This is a genomic window from Paucibacter sp. DJ2R-2 (genome assembly GCF_025717675.1).
Lineage (GTDB): Bacteria > Pseudomonadota > Gammaproteobacteria > Burkholderiales > Burkholderiaceae_C > Paucibacter_A.
In genome coordinates this window covers 1-17,824 of the sequence record NZ_JAJIRT010000019.1, presented here as the reverse complement: position 1 = coordinate 17,824, position 17,824 = coordinate 1, and the positions used below count along the sequence as shown (strand labels likewise).

The following is a 17,824-nucleotide window of genomic DNA, read 5'->3' as shown; positions in this document are numbered from 1 at the left end:
ACTGGCCGCTGACCCAAGATCACAGCCCCTGCCGAGGGAGGCCCATTTGCCCGCCATGGAACTGTTTGCTCTCGACCCGGAAGTCATCGGCCTCGAAACCAGGCTGGGCACACTGCACGGTACTGAGCGGCTGAGCGTCATACCGGACCTGGCCTGGCACTTGCGCCAGCGTGACTGCAAACGAGCCCTGCTGCTGGTCAACGAGGCCGAAGAACTGCTGACGCACGTCGACTGGGATGAAGGCCGGCGCCAGGCGTGCCATGCACGCCTGCTCTTGGTGCTCGGCGAGGTGGCTTGGTTGTTTGCCCAGCTCGATGCCAGTGAACAGTACGCCGAAGCGGCGGTCGAGAATTTCGCACAGCTGGGCGACCGGGTCGGCTGTGGTGACGGCCAGATTTTACGTGCGTCGCTGTGCACGGAGCGCGGTGACAGCCCCGGCCGCGATGCCTGCCTCAAGCAAGCGCAAGACGACTTCCAGGCTGCCGGCGACAACGCGCGCCTGCAAGTCGTCAGGGCCATGCAGCTGAACCATGCGGCTTGGCGTGACGCGCTCGGCACGGCCGCTCGACTGCACCACCAGTTCGACTCCAGTCTGCCCCTGCCCGCCGCGGCGCAAGCCTGGGTCAGCAGCGCCAGCGCCCTGGTGGCCACCTTCACCGGCGAATTGGGTCAGGCCATCAAGCATTTCCTGCAAGCCCACCATTGCGCCTTGGAAAGCGGCCAGATCCGCCATGCCGTCTTCTCGGCCAGCAATGCGGCCGACAACTTTGCCTCGCTCGGGGACCTCGACGCCGCCCTGGAATGGGATGAGCTGGCCCTCGCCCAAGCGCAGACCAGCGGCTGGCCAGGCACGCTGGGCGGCGCACAGATGCAGACCGGCAATGTGCTGCGCCTGCTTGGGCGCCTGCCCGAGGCCCACGCCATCCTGAACGACGCACTCGAGTCCATGCGCGAGTTGCAAGGGGCCAGCCGTTACAGCCTGGCCCTGCAGTATCAAGGTGACGTGGCTCTGGACATGGGTGAACCGGCCGCGGCACTCGATTGCTTTTTGCAGGCGGAGACGATTGCCGCCAGCCTGGGGGAGTTCTTCTACCTGCTGCGCTGCTGGCGGGGCCAGGCCAGCGCCCTGGGCCGCCTGGGCGAGCCCGAGCAAGCGCTGAGCAAGATTTCCTCCGCCTTGCTGCGGGCACGCGAGCTGGGCAGTGGCGATGAGCAGATCAAGGTGCTGCGCGTCTTTGCCGAGCTCTACCAGCAGTACGCCCTTCCCGCACCCGAGGGCCAGCAAGCGCCGAGCGCGAGCCTCCACTTCCTGTTGCAGGCCCTGCAAATCGCCAATGGCATCAAGGGCTACATCCTGCCCAGCGAGCTGCTCGATGAAGTTGCCAACGCCTACGCGGCGGCCGGCGACGCCGCACAGGCTCGAAATTATGGGCAGGCTGCCGCAGCCGCGCGCGACAACAAGCGCCTGGACGATGCGCGCAACCGCGCCATGGCCATGCAGGTGCGTCAGGAGAGTGCCCTGGCCCGTGCCGAGGCCGAGTACCACCACCGCCTGGCCCAGGCCGAAAGCCAGCGCGCCGCGCAACTGCAGGAGGCCAGCGCCACGCTGGAGACCCTGGGGCGCGTCGGCCGCGAGATCACCGGCAGCCTCAACACCGACGCGGTGTTTGCCGCGCTCTACCGCCACCTCGGCCAGTTGCTGGACACGACCTCGTTCTTTGTTTACTTGCTGGACCCCGGGGGGCACGCGCTCAAGGCCGCCTTCATCAATGAGGCGCGCCATCATTTCCCCTCACCGCTGATCTCGCTGCATGACCCTCAGTCGCTGACCGCACGCTGCGCCCGCGAGCGCTGCGAACTGTTCTTTCCGATGGCACCCCGTAGCAACCCACCAGAACACCTGATGGGCCCGCTGGACACTCAGAGCTTGATGTTCAGCCCGCTGCTGATAGGCGACCGACTGCTCGGGGTCATGTCGGTGCAGGCGGTCGACAGCCATGCCTATGGCGAACGCGAGCAGTCCATCTTTCGCACCCTGGCCGCCTATGCCGCCATCGCCCTGGACAACGCCGGCGCCTATGCCGCGGCCGAGACCGCGCGCCAACAAGCGAACGCCGCGCTGGAGGCTCTGAACGAAGCCCGCGCCAAGCTGGCCGACCGCGCCGAATGGCTGGCCGAGGAGGTGCGCAAGGCCACCAACCAGATCGTCCAGCGCGAGCGCGAGACCGTGATCCGCCTGTCCAAAGCAGCCGAGTACCGCGACCCCGAAACCGGCGCCCACATCCTGCGTATGGCGCATTACTCCGAGCTGATCGCGCGCGGTCTAGGCCTGCCCGTGGCTGATCAAGAGCTGCTGCTGGAAGCGGCGCCCATGCACGACATCGGCAAGGTCGGCATCACCGACAGCATCCTGCTCAAGCCCGGCCGCCTGACGCCGGAAGAGTTCGAAGTGATGAAGCTGCATGCCAGCTATGGCTACGAGATCCTCAAGGACAGCTCCTCCCTGGTGCTACAGGCCGGCGCCGCCATTGCCCTGGGCCACCACGAGAAGTTCGATGGCACGGGCTACCCGCAAGGCCTCAAGGGCGAGGCCATCCCCATCTTCAGCCGCATCGTCGCGGTGGCCGATGTCTTCGATGCCCTGACCTCCGAACGCCCCTACAAAAAAGCCTGGACGCTGGAAGCCGCCGCGGCCCACATCCAGGCCCATGCCGGCAGCCACTTCGACCCCGAGTGCGTGCGCGTCTTCTTCGAACACTGGGCCGAGGTGCTGGACATCCGCCAGCGCTTCCAGGACGAGGACTGAACGCCGGCCTGCTAACCTGTCACCTCCAGCCAGGAGATGCCATGTTGCCCCGCTTGAATTCGCGCCCCGTGTTTGACCGCCCCACCGATCGCGCGTCCGGGCGGAGCGCGCGGCCCCTACTCCTGGCGCTTTGCCTCGGCGTGATCGGCACCGCCCGCGGCGAGCCGGTCGGCGAGGTCGACACCGCTTTCAAGCTCATTGGCCCCGACCACAAAGTGGTCGTCGACGCGCACGAGGATCCCAAAGTCCTGGGCGTCACCTGCTATGTGTCACGAGCCAAGACCGGCGGCATCAAGGGCGGCCTGGGCTTGGCCGAAGACAAGGCCGAGGCCTCCATCGCCTGCCGCCAGACCGGACCCATCAGCTTCGCCAAGCCCCTGGCGCGGCAGGAGGAGGTGTTCAACGAGCGCATGTCCCTGGTGTTCAAGAAACTGCGCATCGTCCGCATGGTCGACAGCCGCCGCAACACCTTGGTCTACCTGACCTATTCCGACCGCCTGATCGACGGCTCGCCGCAGAACAGCGTGACCGCCGTGCCAGTGGACCGGGCCACGCCGATTCCGCTCAAGTGAGCACGCCGACAAACTGCCAGTTGAGCGAACCGAACACCCGCAGATGAAAGCCCGCGCGCAGCCCCCGGCCATCCCCCGACTTTCGCCAGAACAGGTGGACGCGCTGAACGCTGAAGCCTTCGAGCTGCGCATGTCGGACACGCCGCGGGCCCTGCAATTGGCGCAGCAGGCGCATGATCTGGCCCTGGCCATCGATCACCCGCGCGGCCTGGCCTATGCCTTGCTGCGCTGGAGCCTGTGCGAGTTCATCCTGGGCGAGCCGATGGCCGAGCTGCAAGCCAGGCTGGATCGGGCCCACAGCCTGCTGGAGGCGCTGGGCGAAGTCCCTGGCCATCTCGACGCCTTGAACCTGCAAGCCCTGATCCGGACCCGCCAGGGCGCTTACGAGCAGGCCTTGCTGCTGCACCAGCGCACTCTGGAGCTGGCCCGTCTCCACCACGTGTATCAAGCCGAAGCACGTGCCCTGAACAATATGGCGCTGGTCCACCATGCACTCGGCCAACTTCCGGACGCACTGGAGCTGCTTCAGCACAGCCTTGAAGTTGCCGCGCGAGCCGGCTCGATCACCAATCAGGCCTATACCTTGGGGCAGCTGGGCCAAGTGCTGCAAGGCATTGGCGAGATGGAGCTGGCCGTGGAGCACTTGCAGCGCAGCCTCCGCTGCGCACGACAATCCCCGGACCTGGCGCGTCAGGCCACCAGCGCGTTGAATCTGGGCGCCCTGCTGAGCAGGCTCGGCCAGCATGCCGAGGCACGGCCGCATCTTGAAGAAGCGCTGACCCTGTCGCGTCGCACTGGTAATGTCAGTGATCTTGGCCAGGCGCTGCTGGGCCTGGGCCAGTCCTGCCTGGCGCAGGGTGAAGCGGATGCGGCCCTGGCAGCCTTCGAGGAAGCGCGCCCGCTGGCACAGCGCATGGGGGACATCCCCTCACTGTGCAGCATCGAACTGGGTCTGGCCGATCTCTGGCGGGCCCGGAACGAGCTGGCACCAGCGCAGGGCGCCCTGGAGCGGGCGCTGGGCCACGCTTCGGATGGCCGGATCTCAGCCCTGGCCGGCCGGGCCCACCTGGCCCTGTCTGAGCTGGCCGAGCTGCGCGGTGACCCAGCCCTGGCCTTGCAACACTACAAAGCCCACCATGCCTGCGAACAACGCCTGCTGGGCGAGCGCTCGCAACAACGGCTGCGCGGCCTGTTCGTGCGCCATCAGGCCCAGGCCCTGAGCCAGGAGCTGCAGGCCGCCCGCCAGGCGGATCAGGAAAAGCAGGCCTTGCTGACACAGCTGTCGGCGCAAGCCGACTTGCTGCGCCAGCTCAGCCATGAAGATGCCCTGACCGGCCTGGCCAACCGCCGCTGGCTGGACCTGCTGCTGGAGCAGGAGTTCGAGCGCGCGGCGCGCTTTCGCCACCCACTGAGCCTGGCGATGCTGGACCTCGACCACTTCAAGGACGTCAACGATCGCTTCGGCCATGCGGTCGGCGATGCGGTGCTGAGGCAGGTCGGTCGACTGCTGCGCGACCATTGCCGGCGCGCTGATGTAGTGGCGCGTTATGGCGGCGAGGAGTTCACCTTGCTCTTGGTGGAAACCACCCTGCCCCTGGCCAGCCAGCTCTGTGACAAGCTGCGCCAGCAGATTGAGACCTTTGACTGGCACAAGCTGCACCCGGACCTGCAACGAATCACCGTCAGCATCGGCCTGGCGGGGAATGCAGAAGCCCACACACCCGCCAGCCTCTGTGCGCTGGCCGATGCACAGCTCTACAGCGCCAAGAGCGCGGGTCGCAACTGCGTGCGACCGTCGCCTGCGGCCGCAGATTGAAGCGCCGCGCGCGCGGTTTCAGCGCCGCAGCGGCAGCGGAAACGCCGCCAGGCTGGCATGACCGTCCTTCGACAGCGCCTGCACGCCGAACACCACATTGTCTTTGGACAGGTTCTTGAGCGTGTGGCGGCCGACCCGGCCCAGGTCCTGGTGGTGCTGCCAGACGGCCGAATCGGTGTGGCGCCAGACGATGCGGTAGCCGGCGACCTCGGATTCGGGCGCCAGGGTCCAGCTGAGCGTGCTGTCGTTGCTGAGCTCGGTGGCGTCCAGGCGCACGTTCTGCGGTGCGGCGGGCGCCAGCGCCAGCGTCGCCAGGCCGGCGGCATTGATGCGGGCGACATTGGCCACGTAGGCGAAATCGACGAACTCGGGCAGGTCGCCGTAGCGCACGCCGTTCTCCTCGCGCAGGTTCTGGTGCTGGTGCGCAAAGTTCTCGAAGGGCTCGGAGAAGCGCACCGCGGCATAGCCGCGCTCGAGGAAGGGCAGGTGGTCGCCACCGCGCAGATAGCGGTCGCGACGCTGGATCAGATTGACGGTGAAGCCGGGCAGGTAGCGCTCGCCGGCGGCTTTCAGATGGCGGCCCAGCTGATGGGTGGGCAGGTCTTCGCTGCCCCCGGCCAGCACCAACTGCTGCAACGATTCACGTGCAGCCTCGTTGGCGCGCGCCTCGGCATCGGGCGTGGGCGTGTTGGCGCGGGCGGCCACCAGCATGCGCAGCAGCGGGTCCAGGCCGTCGGCAAACAGGCGCAGCTGGCGCTCGTCCACCTGGCCGGCATCGCCGCGCGGGCTGCCGATGATGTCGTTGGTGATCATGGCCTCGATGGGCAAGCCCTGGCGCCGCGCCTCGCGCGCCCAGTGGGCGGCGCCCAGCAGACCCTGCTCTTCACCCGGCACGGCCATGAAGACCAGGGTCGCTGGAAAGCGATGGCCGGCCATGGCGCAGGCCAGCTCCATCACCGCGGCCACGCCCGAGGCGTCGTCGTTGGCACCGGGCGAGGCGCCTTCGGCATCCATCACATCGCCGTTGCGCGAGTCGTAGTGGCCGCTGACCACCAGCAGGCGCTGGGCCGCCGCCGGCGCGGTGCCGGGCAAGGTGGCCACCACATTGACCAGGGTGGCCGGGCGCGGCATGCGGTTGCCGGCGGGCTCGACAAAGCTGTCCAGGCTCACCTGCAGGCGGCCGCCGCTGCGTCGCGCGCACTGCTCCAGCTCGGCCTGGATCCAGCGCCGCGCGGCGCCGATGCCGCGCTGCTCCGATTCGGTCTCGGACAAGGTGTGGCGGGTGCCGAAATCGACCAGGCGTCGGATGCGCTGCTCGATGCGCGGCGCCGAGATCTCGGCCAGGATCTGCTGCACGCGCGGATCCAGCGGCGCCGGTTGAGCGACCGCACCCATCGTCATCACGCCGCCCAGGGCAGCTACCAAGATCCAAGCACGCATGCCAATCAACCAGTCATCCTGGCCCCAAAAACGAAGGACCTGATTCTGCGAGCTTTGCGCCAGCGCCGCTCGGCAAGCGCGACAAAGCCCCCCCGGCATTTGCCCCTAGAGCCAGGGCCGCGGCGGCCCCCTACACTGCGCACCGGATTCAGGAGAGTGCAGGCCCGCTCTGGGCCCTGCCGCCGAAGGCGCAAGCTCCCATACTCGCTCAGGCCCCGTACTGGATCCGTCAACAAGCCGAATGCTGGAGAGAGCGGCCGGCGCAGCCGATGCGCAAGCCGCCACCGAAGGAGCAAGGCCATGCCCCCCCCGGGGCGCGGCTGAATCTCTCAGGTAACAGGGACAGCGGGAGCGGCGCGCGTCAAGCGCACGCTCTGCCATTGCCCGATCTGTGCTCTGCCCGGCTCGCGCCTCACTCTGGGGTGCCTCTCCTGCCTGGAACGAAACACAGCCCGCGCTGGGCCTGAGCGCACGCCTGCGCGTCTCACTCAACGGTCTGTTTGTCTTGTTTCAGGAGTGCACACATGCACGCAATCGTCCTGGGCGCCGGGGTCACCGGCGTCACCACCGCCTGGTATCTGCGCCAATCGGGCTTTGAAGTCACCGTGATCGACCGCCAGCCCGCGGCCGGCCTGGAAACCAGCTATGCCAACGGCGGCCAGATTTCCGTCTCGCATGCCGAGCCCTGGGCCAACCCGGGCGCGCCGCTCAAGGTCTTGAAGTGGCTGATGAAGGAGGACGCGCCCCTGCTCTTCCGCCTGCGCGCCGACCCGGCCCAGTGGCGCTGGGGTCTGCAGTTCCTGCGCGAATGCACGCCGGGCCGCACCGCCCACAACATCCGCAACATCGTCAATCTCGGCCTCTACAGCCGCGAGCAGCTGCAGCGCCTGCGCGCCGCCACCGGCATCGCCTACGACCAGCGCCAGCAAGGCATCCTGCACTTCTACACCAGCGAGCAGGAGTACGCCGCTGCACAGGAGCCGGCCCGCATCATGCGCGAGCAAGGCTGCGAGCTGGACATGAAAACGCCCGAGGAATGCGTGGCCATCGAGCCGGCGCTGGCGCAATGCCGCGCGCAGATCGTCGGCGGCAGCATGACGCCCAGCGACGAGTCGGGCGATGCCCATCGCTTCACCCAGGTACTGGCCGCCCTGGCCGCGCAGGCCGGGGTGAAGTTCCGCTACCAGACCCGGGTGCTGGGCTGCGAGCGCGAGGGCCAGGATCTGGCGCGGGTGATCGTGGCCGATGCGAACGGTGAAATCGAGCGCCTGGGCGCCGACCGCTTTGTGCTCTGCCTGGGCTCCTTCAGCCGCAGCCTGGCGCGCGAGCTGGGCGTGTCGCTCAACATCTACCCGGCCAAGGGCTACTCGATGACGCTGCCGGTGATCTCGCCCGCGCACAGCTACCAAGTCTCGCTGACCGACGACGAGTACAAGCTGGTGTTCTCGCGCCTGGGCGACCGCCTGCGCGTGGCCGGCACGGCGGAGCTCAATGGCTACGACAGCACGCTCAATCTGCGCCGCTGCGAGGCCTTGCTGCGGCGCACGCGCGAGCTGTTCCCGCAGATGGTGGCGCCCGAGGGCCAGCCCAGCGGCGCCCAGTACTGGACCGGCCTGCGCCCGGCCACGCCCTCCAACCTGCCTTACATCGGCGCCAGCCGCGTCGGCCGCCTCTTCCTCAACACCGGCCACGGCACCTTAGGCTGGACGCACAGCTGCGGCTCGGCCGCGGCCCTGGCGGACCTGGTGTGCGGCCACCGGCCCGAGCTGGACTACGCCTTCTGCGGGCCCGAGGTCGATTCCTGGGCCGGCCGGGCGCAAGCCGCCACTTGAGCGAACCGGCCAAGGCCCGCCGGCGCGGGCCTTGTAAGCCGGCCGGGCTTCCTCTACCCTGAGGCCAGAGCCGAGCGGACCCTTCCGCAGTGTCAGAGCCCGGCACAGCGCACGCATCCATCACCGCGCCCCCGCAAACGCCGGGGCGCCGGAGAGTCAAGGAGACTGCCATGAGCCAGAGCCCGAACAGCGACGCCAGCCGTGCCCCATCCTCCACCGGCGCGCCCCTGTCGCCTGCTGTCGCTACCTTGCGCAGCCTGGCCTTGGTCGGCCCCGCGGCGGCGGGCAAGACCAGCTTGCTGGAGGCCTTGCTGCTGCAGGCCGGCGCCATCGCCCAGGCCGGCACGGTGGAGCGCGGCAACACCGTCAGCGATTTCGATCCACTGGAGCGCCGCCTCCAGCATTCCCTGCACAGCAGCGTGGTGCACCTGGAGCATGGCGGCGTGCGCATCCACGCGATCGACACGCCCGGGGCGGCCGATTTCATCGGCCAGTCCCTGCCGGCGCTGGAGGCGGTGGACACGGCGGTGCTGGTGCTCAACGCGCAAAGTGGCCTGGAGCCCATGGCCAGCAAGATGATGGAGACCGCCGCCCAGCGCGGGCTGTGCCGGCTGATCGTGATCAACAAGATCGATCTGGCCGAGCTCGACCTGCCGGACCTGCTGGCGCAGATCCGCACAGTGTTCGGGCGTGAATGCCTGCCGCTGAACCTGCCGGCCGAAGGCGGGCGGCGCGTGCTGGACTGTTTCTACAACATCATCGGCCAGGCCGATTTTTCCTCGGTGGGCCAGGCGCACCAGGCCCTGGTCGAGCAGGTGGTGGAGGTGGATGCCGCGTTTGTGGATCGTTATCTCAGCGAAGGCGATGTCGACCCGCGCGAGCTTCACGCGCCGCTGGAGCAGGCCTTGCGTGAGGGGCACCTGATCCCGGTCTGCTTCACCTCGGCGCGCAGCGGCGCCGGCGTGGCCGAGTTGCTTGATGTGATCGAGCGCCTGCTGCCCAACCCGGCCGAGGGCAACCCGCCCCTGTTCCTGCGCGGCGAGGGCCCCGAGGCCCTGCCCCTGCAAGCCTTGCCCGAGCCCAGCGCCCATGTGCTGGCCCATGTGTTCAAGATCATCTCCGACCCCTACCTCGGCAAGATGGGCGTGATGCGCGTGCACCAGGGCACGCTGCGCCGCCACAGCCAGCTCTTCATCGGCTCGGCGCGCAAGCCATTCCGCGTCGGCCACCTCTTCCTGCTGCAGGGCGGCCGGCATGTCGAGGTGGAGCAGGCCCTGCCGGGCGAGCTCTGCGCCATCGCCAAGGTCGATGACCTGCACTATGACGCCGTGCTCCACGACGCGCCCGAGGATGCCCACATTCACCTGAGCCCGCTGGATTTCCCCGTGCCCGTGCATGGCCTGGCCATCAACCCGGTGCGCCATGGCGACGAGCAAAAGCTCTGGGAACAGCTGAGCCGCTTGGTCGAGGAGGACCCCTGCCTGCGCCTGGACCAAGCCGGCCAAACGCAGGAGACAGTGATCTACGGCCTGGGCGAGCTGCACCTGCGCCTGCTGCTGGAGCGCCTGCGTGAGAGCTACAAGTTCGAGCTGCACACCCAGCCGCCCCGCGTGGCCTACCGCGAGACCATCTCGGCCGCGGCCGAAGGGCATTACCGCCACAAGAAGCAGAGCGGCGGCGCCGGCCAGTTCGGCGAGGTCTATCTGCGCGTGGAGCCGCTGGCGCGCGGCGCTGGCTTTGAGTTCGTCGACGCGGTCAAGGGCGGCACCATCCCGGGGCAGTTCATGCCGGCCGTGGAGAAAGGCGTGCGCTCGGCCCTGGACACCGGCGTCGTGGCCGGCTACCCGCTGGTGGACCTGCGCGTGACGGTGTTCGACGGCAAGCACCATTCGGTGGACAGCAAGGAGGTGGCCTTTGTCACCGCCGGCCGGCGCGCCCTGATCGCCGCAGTCCAGGAAGCGCGGCCCCTGGTGCTGGAACCCGTGGTGCATCTGGAAGTCCATGCGCCGGAAGCCGCGATAGGAGACATCACCGGCGATCTGGCCGCCCGGCGTGGCCAGGTCAACGGCACCGACAGCCCTTTGCCGGGCCGAAGCGTCGTGCGCGGCCTGGCACCGCTGGCCGAGCTGAGCCAGTACCAGAGCCGGCTCAATGCCCTGAGCAGCGGCCAGGGTCGCTACAGCGTGCAGCTCTCGCATTACGAAGCGGTGCCGCCCCACACCCAGAGCCAATTGATCGCTGCCTATCAGGCGCAGGAAGAAGACTGAGGCCTCAAGTGGCCGAAAGGCATCGACTCTTTATCAAGAGGTAAAAAAAGCTGCGGCAAATGCCGCGCGGGCAAGCGCAGCAGACTGCCCACCTCAGAGAGTCGGATGAACGAGGCTTTATCATAGAGGGATGTCATCCGCCCCCCGGGACGTCGCCCAGATCCGCTTGGACAACGCGATGCTCCTGTTCGAAGAATTCGTCGCCGCCTCCATCAAGCACCCCGACCCTGCCACCTTGCGCGGCTTGGAGCGGCGCTTTGCTGAGCGCTTGCAGATCCAGCCCAGCTACTGGAGCCAGATCAAGAGCCGCTCGCGCCAGATCGGCGAGCGTCTGGCGCGCCAGTTCGAGCAGTTGTTCCACAAACCCGCAGGCTGGATGGACCAAAGCCACGCCTTTGGCGCGCCTGAGCCGGCCGACGCGGAACGTGACGCCACGCCCAGCGTGCCGCAAGACGACGACGAGCGCTTCATCGTTGGCTTGGTTTTGACCTATTACCGGCGTCACCCGCAGCGCGCCCGCACGCGTTTGCTGGACTTGCTCGGCGAAGTCCTGACCCCGCCCCAGGAAGCGACGGCGGCTGGCAAGCAGGCCGCCACCGGCCCTGGCAAGACAGCACCGCTGCCGGTACTGCCGCCGGCGCCTGCCGTTCGCCCCCAAGCCGCGGGCGGCGGTGCCGCCGAGCTCGACGAATGGCGACGCCTGCAGCAAGGCATTGCCCCCTTGAAACCGAAAAAGTCCCGGTGATGCGACGCCGACACGGTCTGCGCACAATTCTTTATCTCTTTTGATAAAAAGTATATGCACTTGATAAACGTTCGTTTATCATTTGCTCAAGCGGCCAGCGCAAGCCAGCCGTGAAGTCCCTCCTCCCCACGTCTTTACCGGGAGCTGCCCGCCCTCGCTAGCGCCGGAGTCTGGCTTTGCTCATCGTTCGCGATGCGCCTTGTCCGCCCTGCTGCCCTGCGTTGCGCCGGCTCAGTGCCCAACGCGACTCGGTACCACCGAGCCGCATCGGAAATCAAGCGTTCAGGCGCCTTGCGTCGGCTGTTCTTCAGCCGCAGCAGGCCCGGCCGCTGCATGGAGTTCGGGCCGCCTGCCGCCTTCGCAGCAGCGCCTGCCCCAAGACGGTTTCGTTCATCGGACTGCTCACAGTCGAGCTGCCGCATGGCCGGAACTGATTCATCAACACAAGGCGCGCCAACAGCACGCCACGGAGTCCGCGATATGACCCAGTTCACCTCACCCCGTCCGCTGAATCTGCGCCTGCTGAAGCCTCGAAATCCCATCGTGGCCCACGCCCGGTTGCGCCAGGCCGGCCAGCATGGTTTGCAAGGCCAGACCACGCGCCAACGCCAGGCCGGAAAGCGCGAGACACGACAAGAAATTCTGCAGATCGGCAGGCCCGACCGCAGCCCATGAAATGAAGGCCCAGAGGGGCCGCAGTGGAGACCCATCATGCATTTGCGAGAACTGACCGGCCCGGATCGCTCGGCCGAAGAATTCGAGATCACCCATCAAGCTTGGCGCTGGCGAGCCGCCCGCATCCTGCTCAGCGCCAGTGCTGGGCTGACCCATTTGGCCGTGCTGCTGAACCAGGTGCGCCGCGTCAGCCGCCGCCGGCCAGAACTGGAGTTCTATGCCGAAGCCGGTGCCCCTGAGGGCGCCCTTTTCGCCGATGGTCAGCGGGTCGGCACTCTTCCGGGAGTGAGTCGTCTTTAGCGACGCTCACCTGCCCCGAAGCTACTTGCGAGGCATGCGCTGATCGCAAGGGTGCAGATGTGAGCAAGGGCTGTGCGCAAAAGTTCACAACCCTTGCATCAGTGCCACACCCTGCGGCGGCCGCTTGTTTCAAGATGGAACAACGGTCGCCGATATACGATGCAAGCACCTCGTCCGAGCACTCCATGTCCGCGCTATCCACATTGCCCTCGCTGCACACCGCCCCGCCCGATCTGACAGGCTGGGTCGCCCTGTTTCGGGATGCCGAAATTCCGGTGCTGGCCGAGACGGCCGACGCTTTGGAGTTGCTTCGCGCCAACGAGGATGCCGTCGACGCCAACAGCCTCGGCGAAATGATTGCCGCCGACCCTCTGATGACGCTGAAGGTGTTGGCCTACGCTGCAGCGCATCGATCCAGCCGGCTGTTGACGGATGCTGAGACCGTGACCGCTGCCCTGGTGCTGATGGGGATCACACCCTTTTTCCGCGAGTTTGGCCCGCAGCCGACGGCTGAGGACAAGCTGGCTGCGACGCCCTACGCGCTAGATGGCTTGCAGCGTGTACTGCGTCGCGCCGACCGCGCCGCTCGCTTTGCCCTGGGTTTTGCCGTTCATCGCCTGGACCCGGACGCAGCGGTCATCCACAGCGCGGCCTTGCTGCACGATTTCGCCGAAATGCTGCTGTGGATCCATGCGCCAGAGTTGGCCGCCCAAATCCGCCAGCGCCAACAAGCCGATCGCCACTTGCGCAGCGTCGCGGTACAACGCGATGTGCTGCACATCGAGTTGGCTGACCTCGAACAAGCCCTGATGCAGGCCTGGCGCCTACCCGAGCTGCTGCGCCACATCACCAACGACAAACGCGCCAATGACCCGCAGGTTCAATGCGTGAAGTTGGCGGTTCGACTGGCTCGGCACACCGCCGATGGCTGGGATGATGAAGCCGTGCCGGATGACCTGAGCGAAATCGCGGCCTTGCTCAATTTGAGCCTCGAAGCCACCTTGAAACTGCTCCATGAGTTCGACTGATTCGCCAAGCAGACAGGCTGGCCCCTCATTGGATTTCTGGCAAGCACGCTTCACCAGCGGCCAAACTCCTTGGGACCGCAGTGCCGCCCACCCGCAGTTGCTGGCCTGGCTGCAAGCCGGCATGTTCTCTTCGAACCTGAAAGTGTTGATCCCTGGCTGCGGCCGTGGCCATGAATTGAGGGCACTGGGCCAAGCCGGCATTGCCGCACATGGTCTGGACTATGCGCCGGCGGCCGTCGCGCTGGCTCGGGCGCAACTGGGCGATTTTCCAGGAGAGGTCGAGCTGGCCGATGTCCTGGACTGGCAGCCTGACACGCCCGTGGACCGGGTGTACGAGCAAACCTGCCTGTGCGCGCTGCACCCGGACCACTGGCGCCGCTACGCAGACCAGCTCTATGGTTGGCTGAAGCCCGGCGGCTTGTTGCTGGCCTTGTTCATGCAAGCGCGTCGCGACAGTGCGGCGGAGGGATTCGTCGAAGGGCCACCGTATCACGGCGACATTCAGGGCATGCGCGCGCTGTTTCCAGCCTCGCACTGGAACTGGCCGGCACCGCCCTACACGAGTACGGCCCATGGCCAGGGCTGGGCTGAGTTGGCCGTGGTGCTGGAGCGCCGCTGACCGGCTCGCACTTCAGACGGCGAAAGCCGATTCAGACCGGCACGGCGGTGGTGTTCTTGACGCGGTCCAGCACAAAGCTGGTTTTGCAGTCCTGAACACTCGGGTGCTTGAGCAAGGTCTCGGTGATGAAGCGGGCGTAGTGGGCCATGTCTTGCACCACCACGCGCAGCAAATAGTCCATGTCCCCAGTCAGGGCGGCACATTCGACCACCTCCGGCCAGGCCTGAACCGCGGCGCGGAACAAGTCCATGGGGTTGCGTTTGTGGCTCTCAGTGTGCTTTTCCAGCCGCACATTGATATAGGCCGTCAGCCCCAAGCCAACCCTTTCCGGCGGGACCAGAGCCACATAAGCAGAAATCGCGCCCGACTCTTCCAGCCGGCGGACACGGCGCAGCACCGCTGAAGCAGACAAATTGACCTGAGCCGCCAGCGCGTCGTAAGTGACGCGCCCGTCAACTTGCAACGCCCTCAAAATGCGTCGATCTATCGTGTCGAGCTGGATCTCGTTTTCCATCTTGGACTTCTCCGCATAATTGCTGCGCACCTTGCAGTGGCGACGCGAGTTTTAGCATGAATCCTGCGCCCACTCCAGCCTACAGTCTTGACCCATCGTAAGACTTTTCAGAAAGAGACAAGATGGCCTTCACTCCATGGGAAAACCCGATGGGCACCAACGGTTTCGAATTCATCGAATTCGCGGCCCCGGAACCCGCAGCCCTGGGCAAACTGTTTGAAACCATGGGCTTCACCGCCGTAGCCAAACACCGCCACAAGGACGTGACCCTGTATCGCCAAGGCGGTGTGAACTTCATCATCAATGCCGAAGTCGACGCCTTCGCCCAGCGCTTTGCGCGCCTGCACGGCCCGTCGATTTGCGCCATCGCCTTCCGCGTGGACAACGCGGCCCACGCCTACAAGCGTGCGCTGGAACTCGGCGCCTGGGGCTTCGACAACAAGGCCGGCCCGATGGAATTGAACATTCCTGCCATCAAGGGCATCGGCGATTCGCTGATCTACTTCGTTGACCGCTGGCAAGGCAAGGGTGGCGCTGAAGCCGGTGCCATTGGCAATATCAGCATCTATGACGTCGACTTCGTGCCGCTACTGGACGCAGACGGCAAACCCGTTCCGGCGAATCCGGTGGGCCATGGCCTGACTTACATCGACCACCTGACACACAACGTCTTCCGCGGCCGCATGAAGGAATGGGCCGACTTCTATGAGCGCTTCTTCAACTTCCGCGAAGTGCGCTATTTCGACATCGAAGGCAAGCTGACGGGCCTGAAGTCCAAAGCCATGACCAGCCCCTGCGGCCACATCCGCATCCCGATCAACGAAAGCAGCGACGACAAGAGCCAGATCGCCGAATACCTCGACATCTATCACGGCGAGGGCATCCAACACGTGGCGATGGGCACGGACGATGTGTATTCGACGGTGGAGCGCATGCGCACCGCCGGTGTCGACTTCCAAGACACCATCAACACCTACTTCGACCTGATTGACAAACGCCTACCCGGCCACGGGGAAAACGTCGAAGAGCTACGCCGCCTGCGCATCCTGATCGACGGCGCCGCCCATCTGGACGCACCAAACGAACTGCTGCTTCAGATCTTCACCAAAGAAGTGATTGGGCCAATCTTCTTCGAGATCATTCAGCGCAAAGGGAATGAAGGTTTCGGTGAAGGGAACTTCAAGGCACTGTTCGAAAGCATCGAACTCGACCAGATCCGCCGCGGCGTCCTGAAGGAAGAAGGCTGATCCGGCCTGACAGAACGATTGTTTCCGTCTGCCCCGGATGCAGCCACATGGCTCACCCGAGGACTTCAGCCCCGAGACGCATACCGCGCCACTCGGGGCTTTTTTCTTTTCAGCCCACAGGAGCGGCAGCCCCCTCGGGAGACAGTTGAAGCAGCTGCCATACATCTTCTTGAATTCGCGGATGAAACACCAGGCCGAGGTGACCCGTGGACTCAATTTCGATTGCGCGGGCGCCAGGCAGGCGGGCCGTTTCTACCGGACACACAATTTGATCGCAACGCGAGTAGTAACAGTCCAGCTCAGCGGCGAGCGATGGTGAGTCCTGCGCAGCCAAGTCATCCAACCAGAGGCTGCCACGGCGCATTTCCTGTCCGTTTCGCCCACGCCCGAAGCGCGCCAACAATGTGCCAGCATGCGGCGTGCCCAGCGTCAGGATCCGCGCCAAACGCCCCGCACGCCCATGCTTCCGATACCAAGCTCGAAGCGCCAGCCCGCCCATGCTGTGAGCGACCACGACCGGTGGATTGCCGGGATAGCGCTGTTCCAGGTCCCGAATCGCCGTCTCGATGCTCTCGGCATACGCATCGATGGAGCCAAAAGCCGGCTCCAAGGTCAAAGCCCGCACAGGCACGCCTTGTTCGCTCAAGCCACGCAGCCACGGATTCCAAAGCCCGCGATTGCAGGTGTAGCCATGTAGAAAAACGACGGGGCGAAACCGCCCGGCCGTCGGCGGACTCGCATCGGGCCAACGCTCGCAGGCAAAGGGCTGCTGCCAGGCGAACACCAGGTCCAAGGATGCGAGTTCATGCCACCAAGCACGGAGCAAAGCGAGCCAGGACGGCGACTCCTGGCGATTCACCCAGCGCAATGCGGCAAAGGTCAGCAGCATGAAAGGCGCATGGGCCCAAAACACAAGCACCGACAGGCCAAACACCGGCCCCCATCCGTAGGCTCGCCAAACCACAGCCATCAGCCCCAGGGTCATCACCAGTCGCAAGAACAATTGCCAGCGTTGCAGTTTCGCATTCATAGCGCCAGTGTAGGCCGGCGAGAATGTTGGACCATTGACGCAGGACCCGCTCACGCCCCATGCAGCACACACCCGCCGAAAGCATTCTTGCCCACCTGCATGAGGTGGAACGGCTGCGACATCTTCGAATTGCTCAAGCAGGCTTGGTCCAGGCAAGCGAACAAATCAAGCACTTCCAGCAAGAGCGATTTCGGCGAAGCTATGCCGATCTGCTTGAGCATCCGCGCTACACCGGCGCGGCGCACTTCTTCTTGAACCACCTCTACGGCCCAGGAGACTTCAGCCGCCGCGATGCACAGTTCGCACGGGTGGTGCCTGTCGTGGTGCGCCTGTTTCCCAGCGATGTGGTCGGCACCGTCGCCAAACTGGCCCACCTGCACGCATTGTCCGAAGGCTTGGACACACGGATGGGAGAACAGCTGCTTCATACGACGACGGAAGTCTTGACCGCACAGTCCTATTTGCAGGCCTGGCAGGCCGTTGGCCATCCCGAGTTGCGCAGCCAGCAGATCGAACTCACGATTGCCATCGGCTCCGAACTTGACCGCCTAACCCGCAAGCCCTTGCTGCGCCAGGCATTGCGCATGATGCGCGGACCGGCCGCTGCAGCCGGACTTGAAGAGCTTCAGACATTTCTTGAGACGGGTTTCGACACATTCCGCGCCATGAAAGGGGCCAAAGAGTTCCTGGCTACGGTAGAAGCTCGTGAGCAAGAACTAGCAACCGCATTGTTCTCCGCCAATGTCCGACCCAATAACACCGCCGAGCGAAAACACTTGGCAGAGGTCCAGCAGCATTTCCCGAGCTGAACCCACCCAATGGCCCCAGGCTTATCGCGTCGCGCAATTTTGAACCCGCAAAGCAAAACGCCCCCGATTCTTTCGAACCGGGGGCGCTGCTTAAATATTAGCCTGACGATGACCTACTTTCACA

General features: G+C 65.7%; 15 protein-coding genes and 2 riboswitches. Of the genes, 12 read left to right on the top strand and 3 right to left on the bottom strand.

Features of this window, described 5'->3' with window-relative positions; all coding sequences use genetic code 11:
• Positions 1 to 55: 55 nt before the first annotated feature.
• From LNV28_RS24650 to LNV28_RS24640, 3 genes are read left to right on the top strand one after another with little or no spacing between them, the layout of a single operon-like run.
• On the top strand, positions 56 to 2,806 hold the full coding sequence (locus tag LNV28_RS24650; RefSeq protein WP_263520981.1) for an HD domain-containing phosphohydrolase: 2,751 nt from the start codon (positions 56 to 58) through the stop codon (positions 2,804 to 2,806).
• Positions 2,807 to 2,847: 41 nt separating this feature from the next.
• The gene (locus tag LNV28_RS24645; protein ID WP_263520983.1) at positions 2,848 to 3,378 is read left to right on the top strand and encodes a CreA family protein; all 531 of its coding nucleotides are present in this window, start codon (positions 2,848 to 2,850) and stop codon (positions 3,376 to 3,378) included.
• Positions 3,379 to 3,421: 43 nt separating this feature from the next.
• The gene (locus LNV28_RS24640; RefSeq protein WP_263520985.1) at positions 3,422 to 5,194 is read left to right on the top strand and encodes a diguanylate cyclase; all 1,773 of its coding nucleotides are present in this window, start codon (positions 3,422 to 3,424) and stop codon (positions 5,192 to 5,194) included.
• A gap of 18 nt (positions 5,195 to 5,212) precedes the next feature.
• On the opposite strand, the gene LNV28_RS24635 is transcribed toward LNV28_RS24640, so the two are convergent.
• Positions 5,213 to 6,634 carry a M28 family metallopeptidase gene (locus LNV28_RS24635; protein ID WP_263520986.1) on the bottom strand — a complete coding sequence of 474 codons (1,422 nt, stop codon included), beginning with the start codon at positions 6,632 to 6,634 and terminating at the stop codon, positions 5,213 to 5,215.
• Positions 6,635 to 6,773: 139 nt separating this feature from the next.
• Positions 6,774 to 6,867, top strand: a riboswitch (glycine riboswitch).
• A 1-nt stretch (position 6,868) separates the two neighbouring features.
• A riboswitch (glycine riboswitch) is annotated at positions 6,869 to 6,990 on the top strand.
• Positions 6,991 to 7,158: 168 nt separating this feature from the next.
• Between LNV28_RS24635 and LNV28_RS24630 the strand changes: the two genes are divergently transcribed.
• From LNV28_RS24630 to LNV28_RS24600, 7 genes are all read left to right on the top strand, one after another.
• Positions 7,159 to 8,466 (top strand): D-amino acid dehydrogenase, encoded by a 1,308-nt coding sequence (locus LNV28_RS24630; protein WP_263520989.1) that lies wholly within the window; start codon positions 7,159 to 7,161, stop codon positions 8,464 to 8,466.
• Between the two features lie 170 nt (positions 8,467 to 8,636).
• Positions 8,637 to 10,733: an elongation factor G gene (gene fusA, locus LNV28_RS24625; RefSeq protein ID WP_263520991.1), complete on the top strand. Its 2,097-nt coding sequence runs from the start codon at positions 8,637 to 8,639 to the stop codon at positions 10,731 to 10,733.
• Between the two features lie 130 nt (positions 10,734 to 10,863).
• Positions 10,864 to 11,478: a hypothetical protein gene (locus tag LNV28_RS24620; protein WP_263520993.1), complete on the top strand. Its 615-nt coding sequence runs from the start codon at positions 10,864 to 10,866 to the stop codon at positions 11,476 to 11,478.
• 480 nt (positions 11,479 to 11,958) lie between these two features.
• Positions 11,959 to 12,153 carry a hypothetical protein gene (locus tag LNV28_RS24615; protein WP_263520994.1) on the top strand — a complete coding sequence of 65 codons (195 nt, stop codon included), beginning with the start codon at positions 11,959 to 11,961 and terminating at the stop codon, positions 12,151 to 12,153.
• A gap of 36 nt (positions 12,154 to 12,189) precedes the next feature.
• Complete coding sequence (locus LNV28_RS24610; protein WP_263520995.1) at positions 12,190 to 12,453, top strand: hypothetical protein; 264 nt, start codon at positions 12,190 to 12,192, stop codon at positions 12,451 to 12,453.
• Positions 12,454 to 12,638: 185 nt separating this feature from the next.
• Positions 12,639 to 13,481 (top strand): HDOD domain-containing protein, encoded by an 843-nt coding sequence (locus tag LNV28_RS24605; RefSeq protein ID WP_263520997.1) that lies wholly within the window; start codon positions 12,639 to 12,641, stop codon positions 13,479 to 13,481.
• Between the two features lie 28 nt (positions 13,482 to 13,509).
• A complete protein-coding gene (locus LNV28_RS24600; protein WP_263520999.1) occupies positions 13,510 to 14,100 on the top strand; it encodes a methyltransferase domain-containing protein in 591 nt (196 codons plus the stop codon).
• A 31-nt stretch (positions 14,101 to 14,131) separates the two neighbouring features.
• On the opposite strand, the gene LNV28_RS24595 is transcribed toward LNV28_RS24600, so the two are convergent.
• Positions 14,132 to 14,614: an Lrp/AsnC family transcriptional regulator gene (locus LNV28_RS24595; protein ID WP_263521001.1), complete on the bottom strand. Its 483-nt coding sequence runs from the start codon at positions 14,612 to 14,614 to the stop codon at positions 14,132 to 14,134.
• A 122-nt stretch (positions 14,615 to 14,736) separates the two neighbouring features.
• On the opposite strand from LNV28_RS24595, the gene hppD reads away from it, so the two are divergent.
• Positions 14,737 to 15,861 (top strand): 4-hydroxyphenylpyruvate dioxygenase, encoded by a 1,125-nt coding sequence (gene hppD / locus LNV28_RS24590; RefSeq protein WP_263521003.1) that lies wholly within the window; start codon positions 14,737 to 14,739, stop codon positions 15,859 to 15,861.
• 109 nt (positions 15,862 to 15,970) lie between these two features.
• Here the strand turns inward: hppD and LNV28_RS24585 are convergent, their stop codons facing one another.
• A complete protein-coding gene (locus LNV28_RS24585; protein WP_263521005.1) occupies positions 15,971 to 16,891 on the bottom strand; it encodes an esterase/lipase family protein in 921 nt (306 codons plus the stop codon).
• Positions 16,892 to 16,950: 59 nt separating this feature from the next.
• Between LNV28_RS24585 and LNV28_RS24580 the strand changes: the two genes are divergently transcribed.
• Positions 16,951 to 17,700, top strand: coding sequence for a DUF8198 family protein (locus tag LNV28_RS24580; RefSeq protein ID WP_263521007.1), 750 nt, complete (start codon positions 16,951 to 16,953; stop codon positions 17,698 to 17,700).
• Positions 17,701 to 17,824 lie beyond the last annotated feature (124 nt).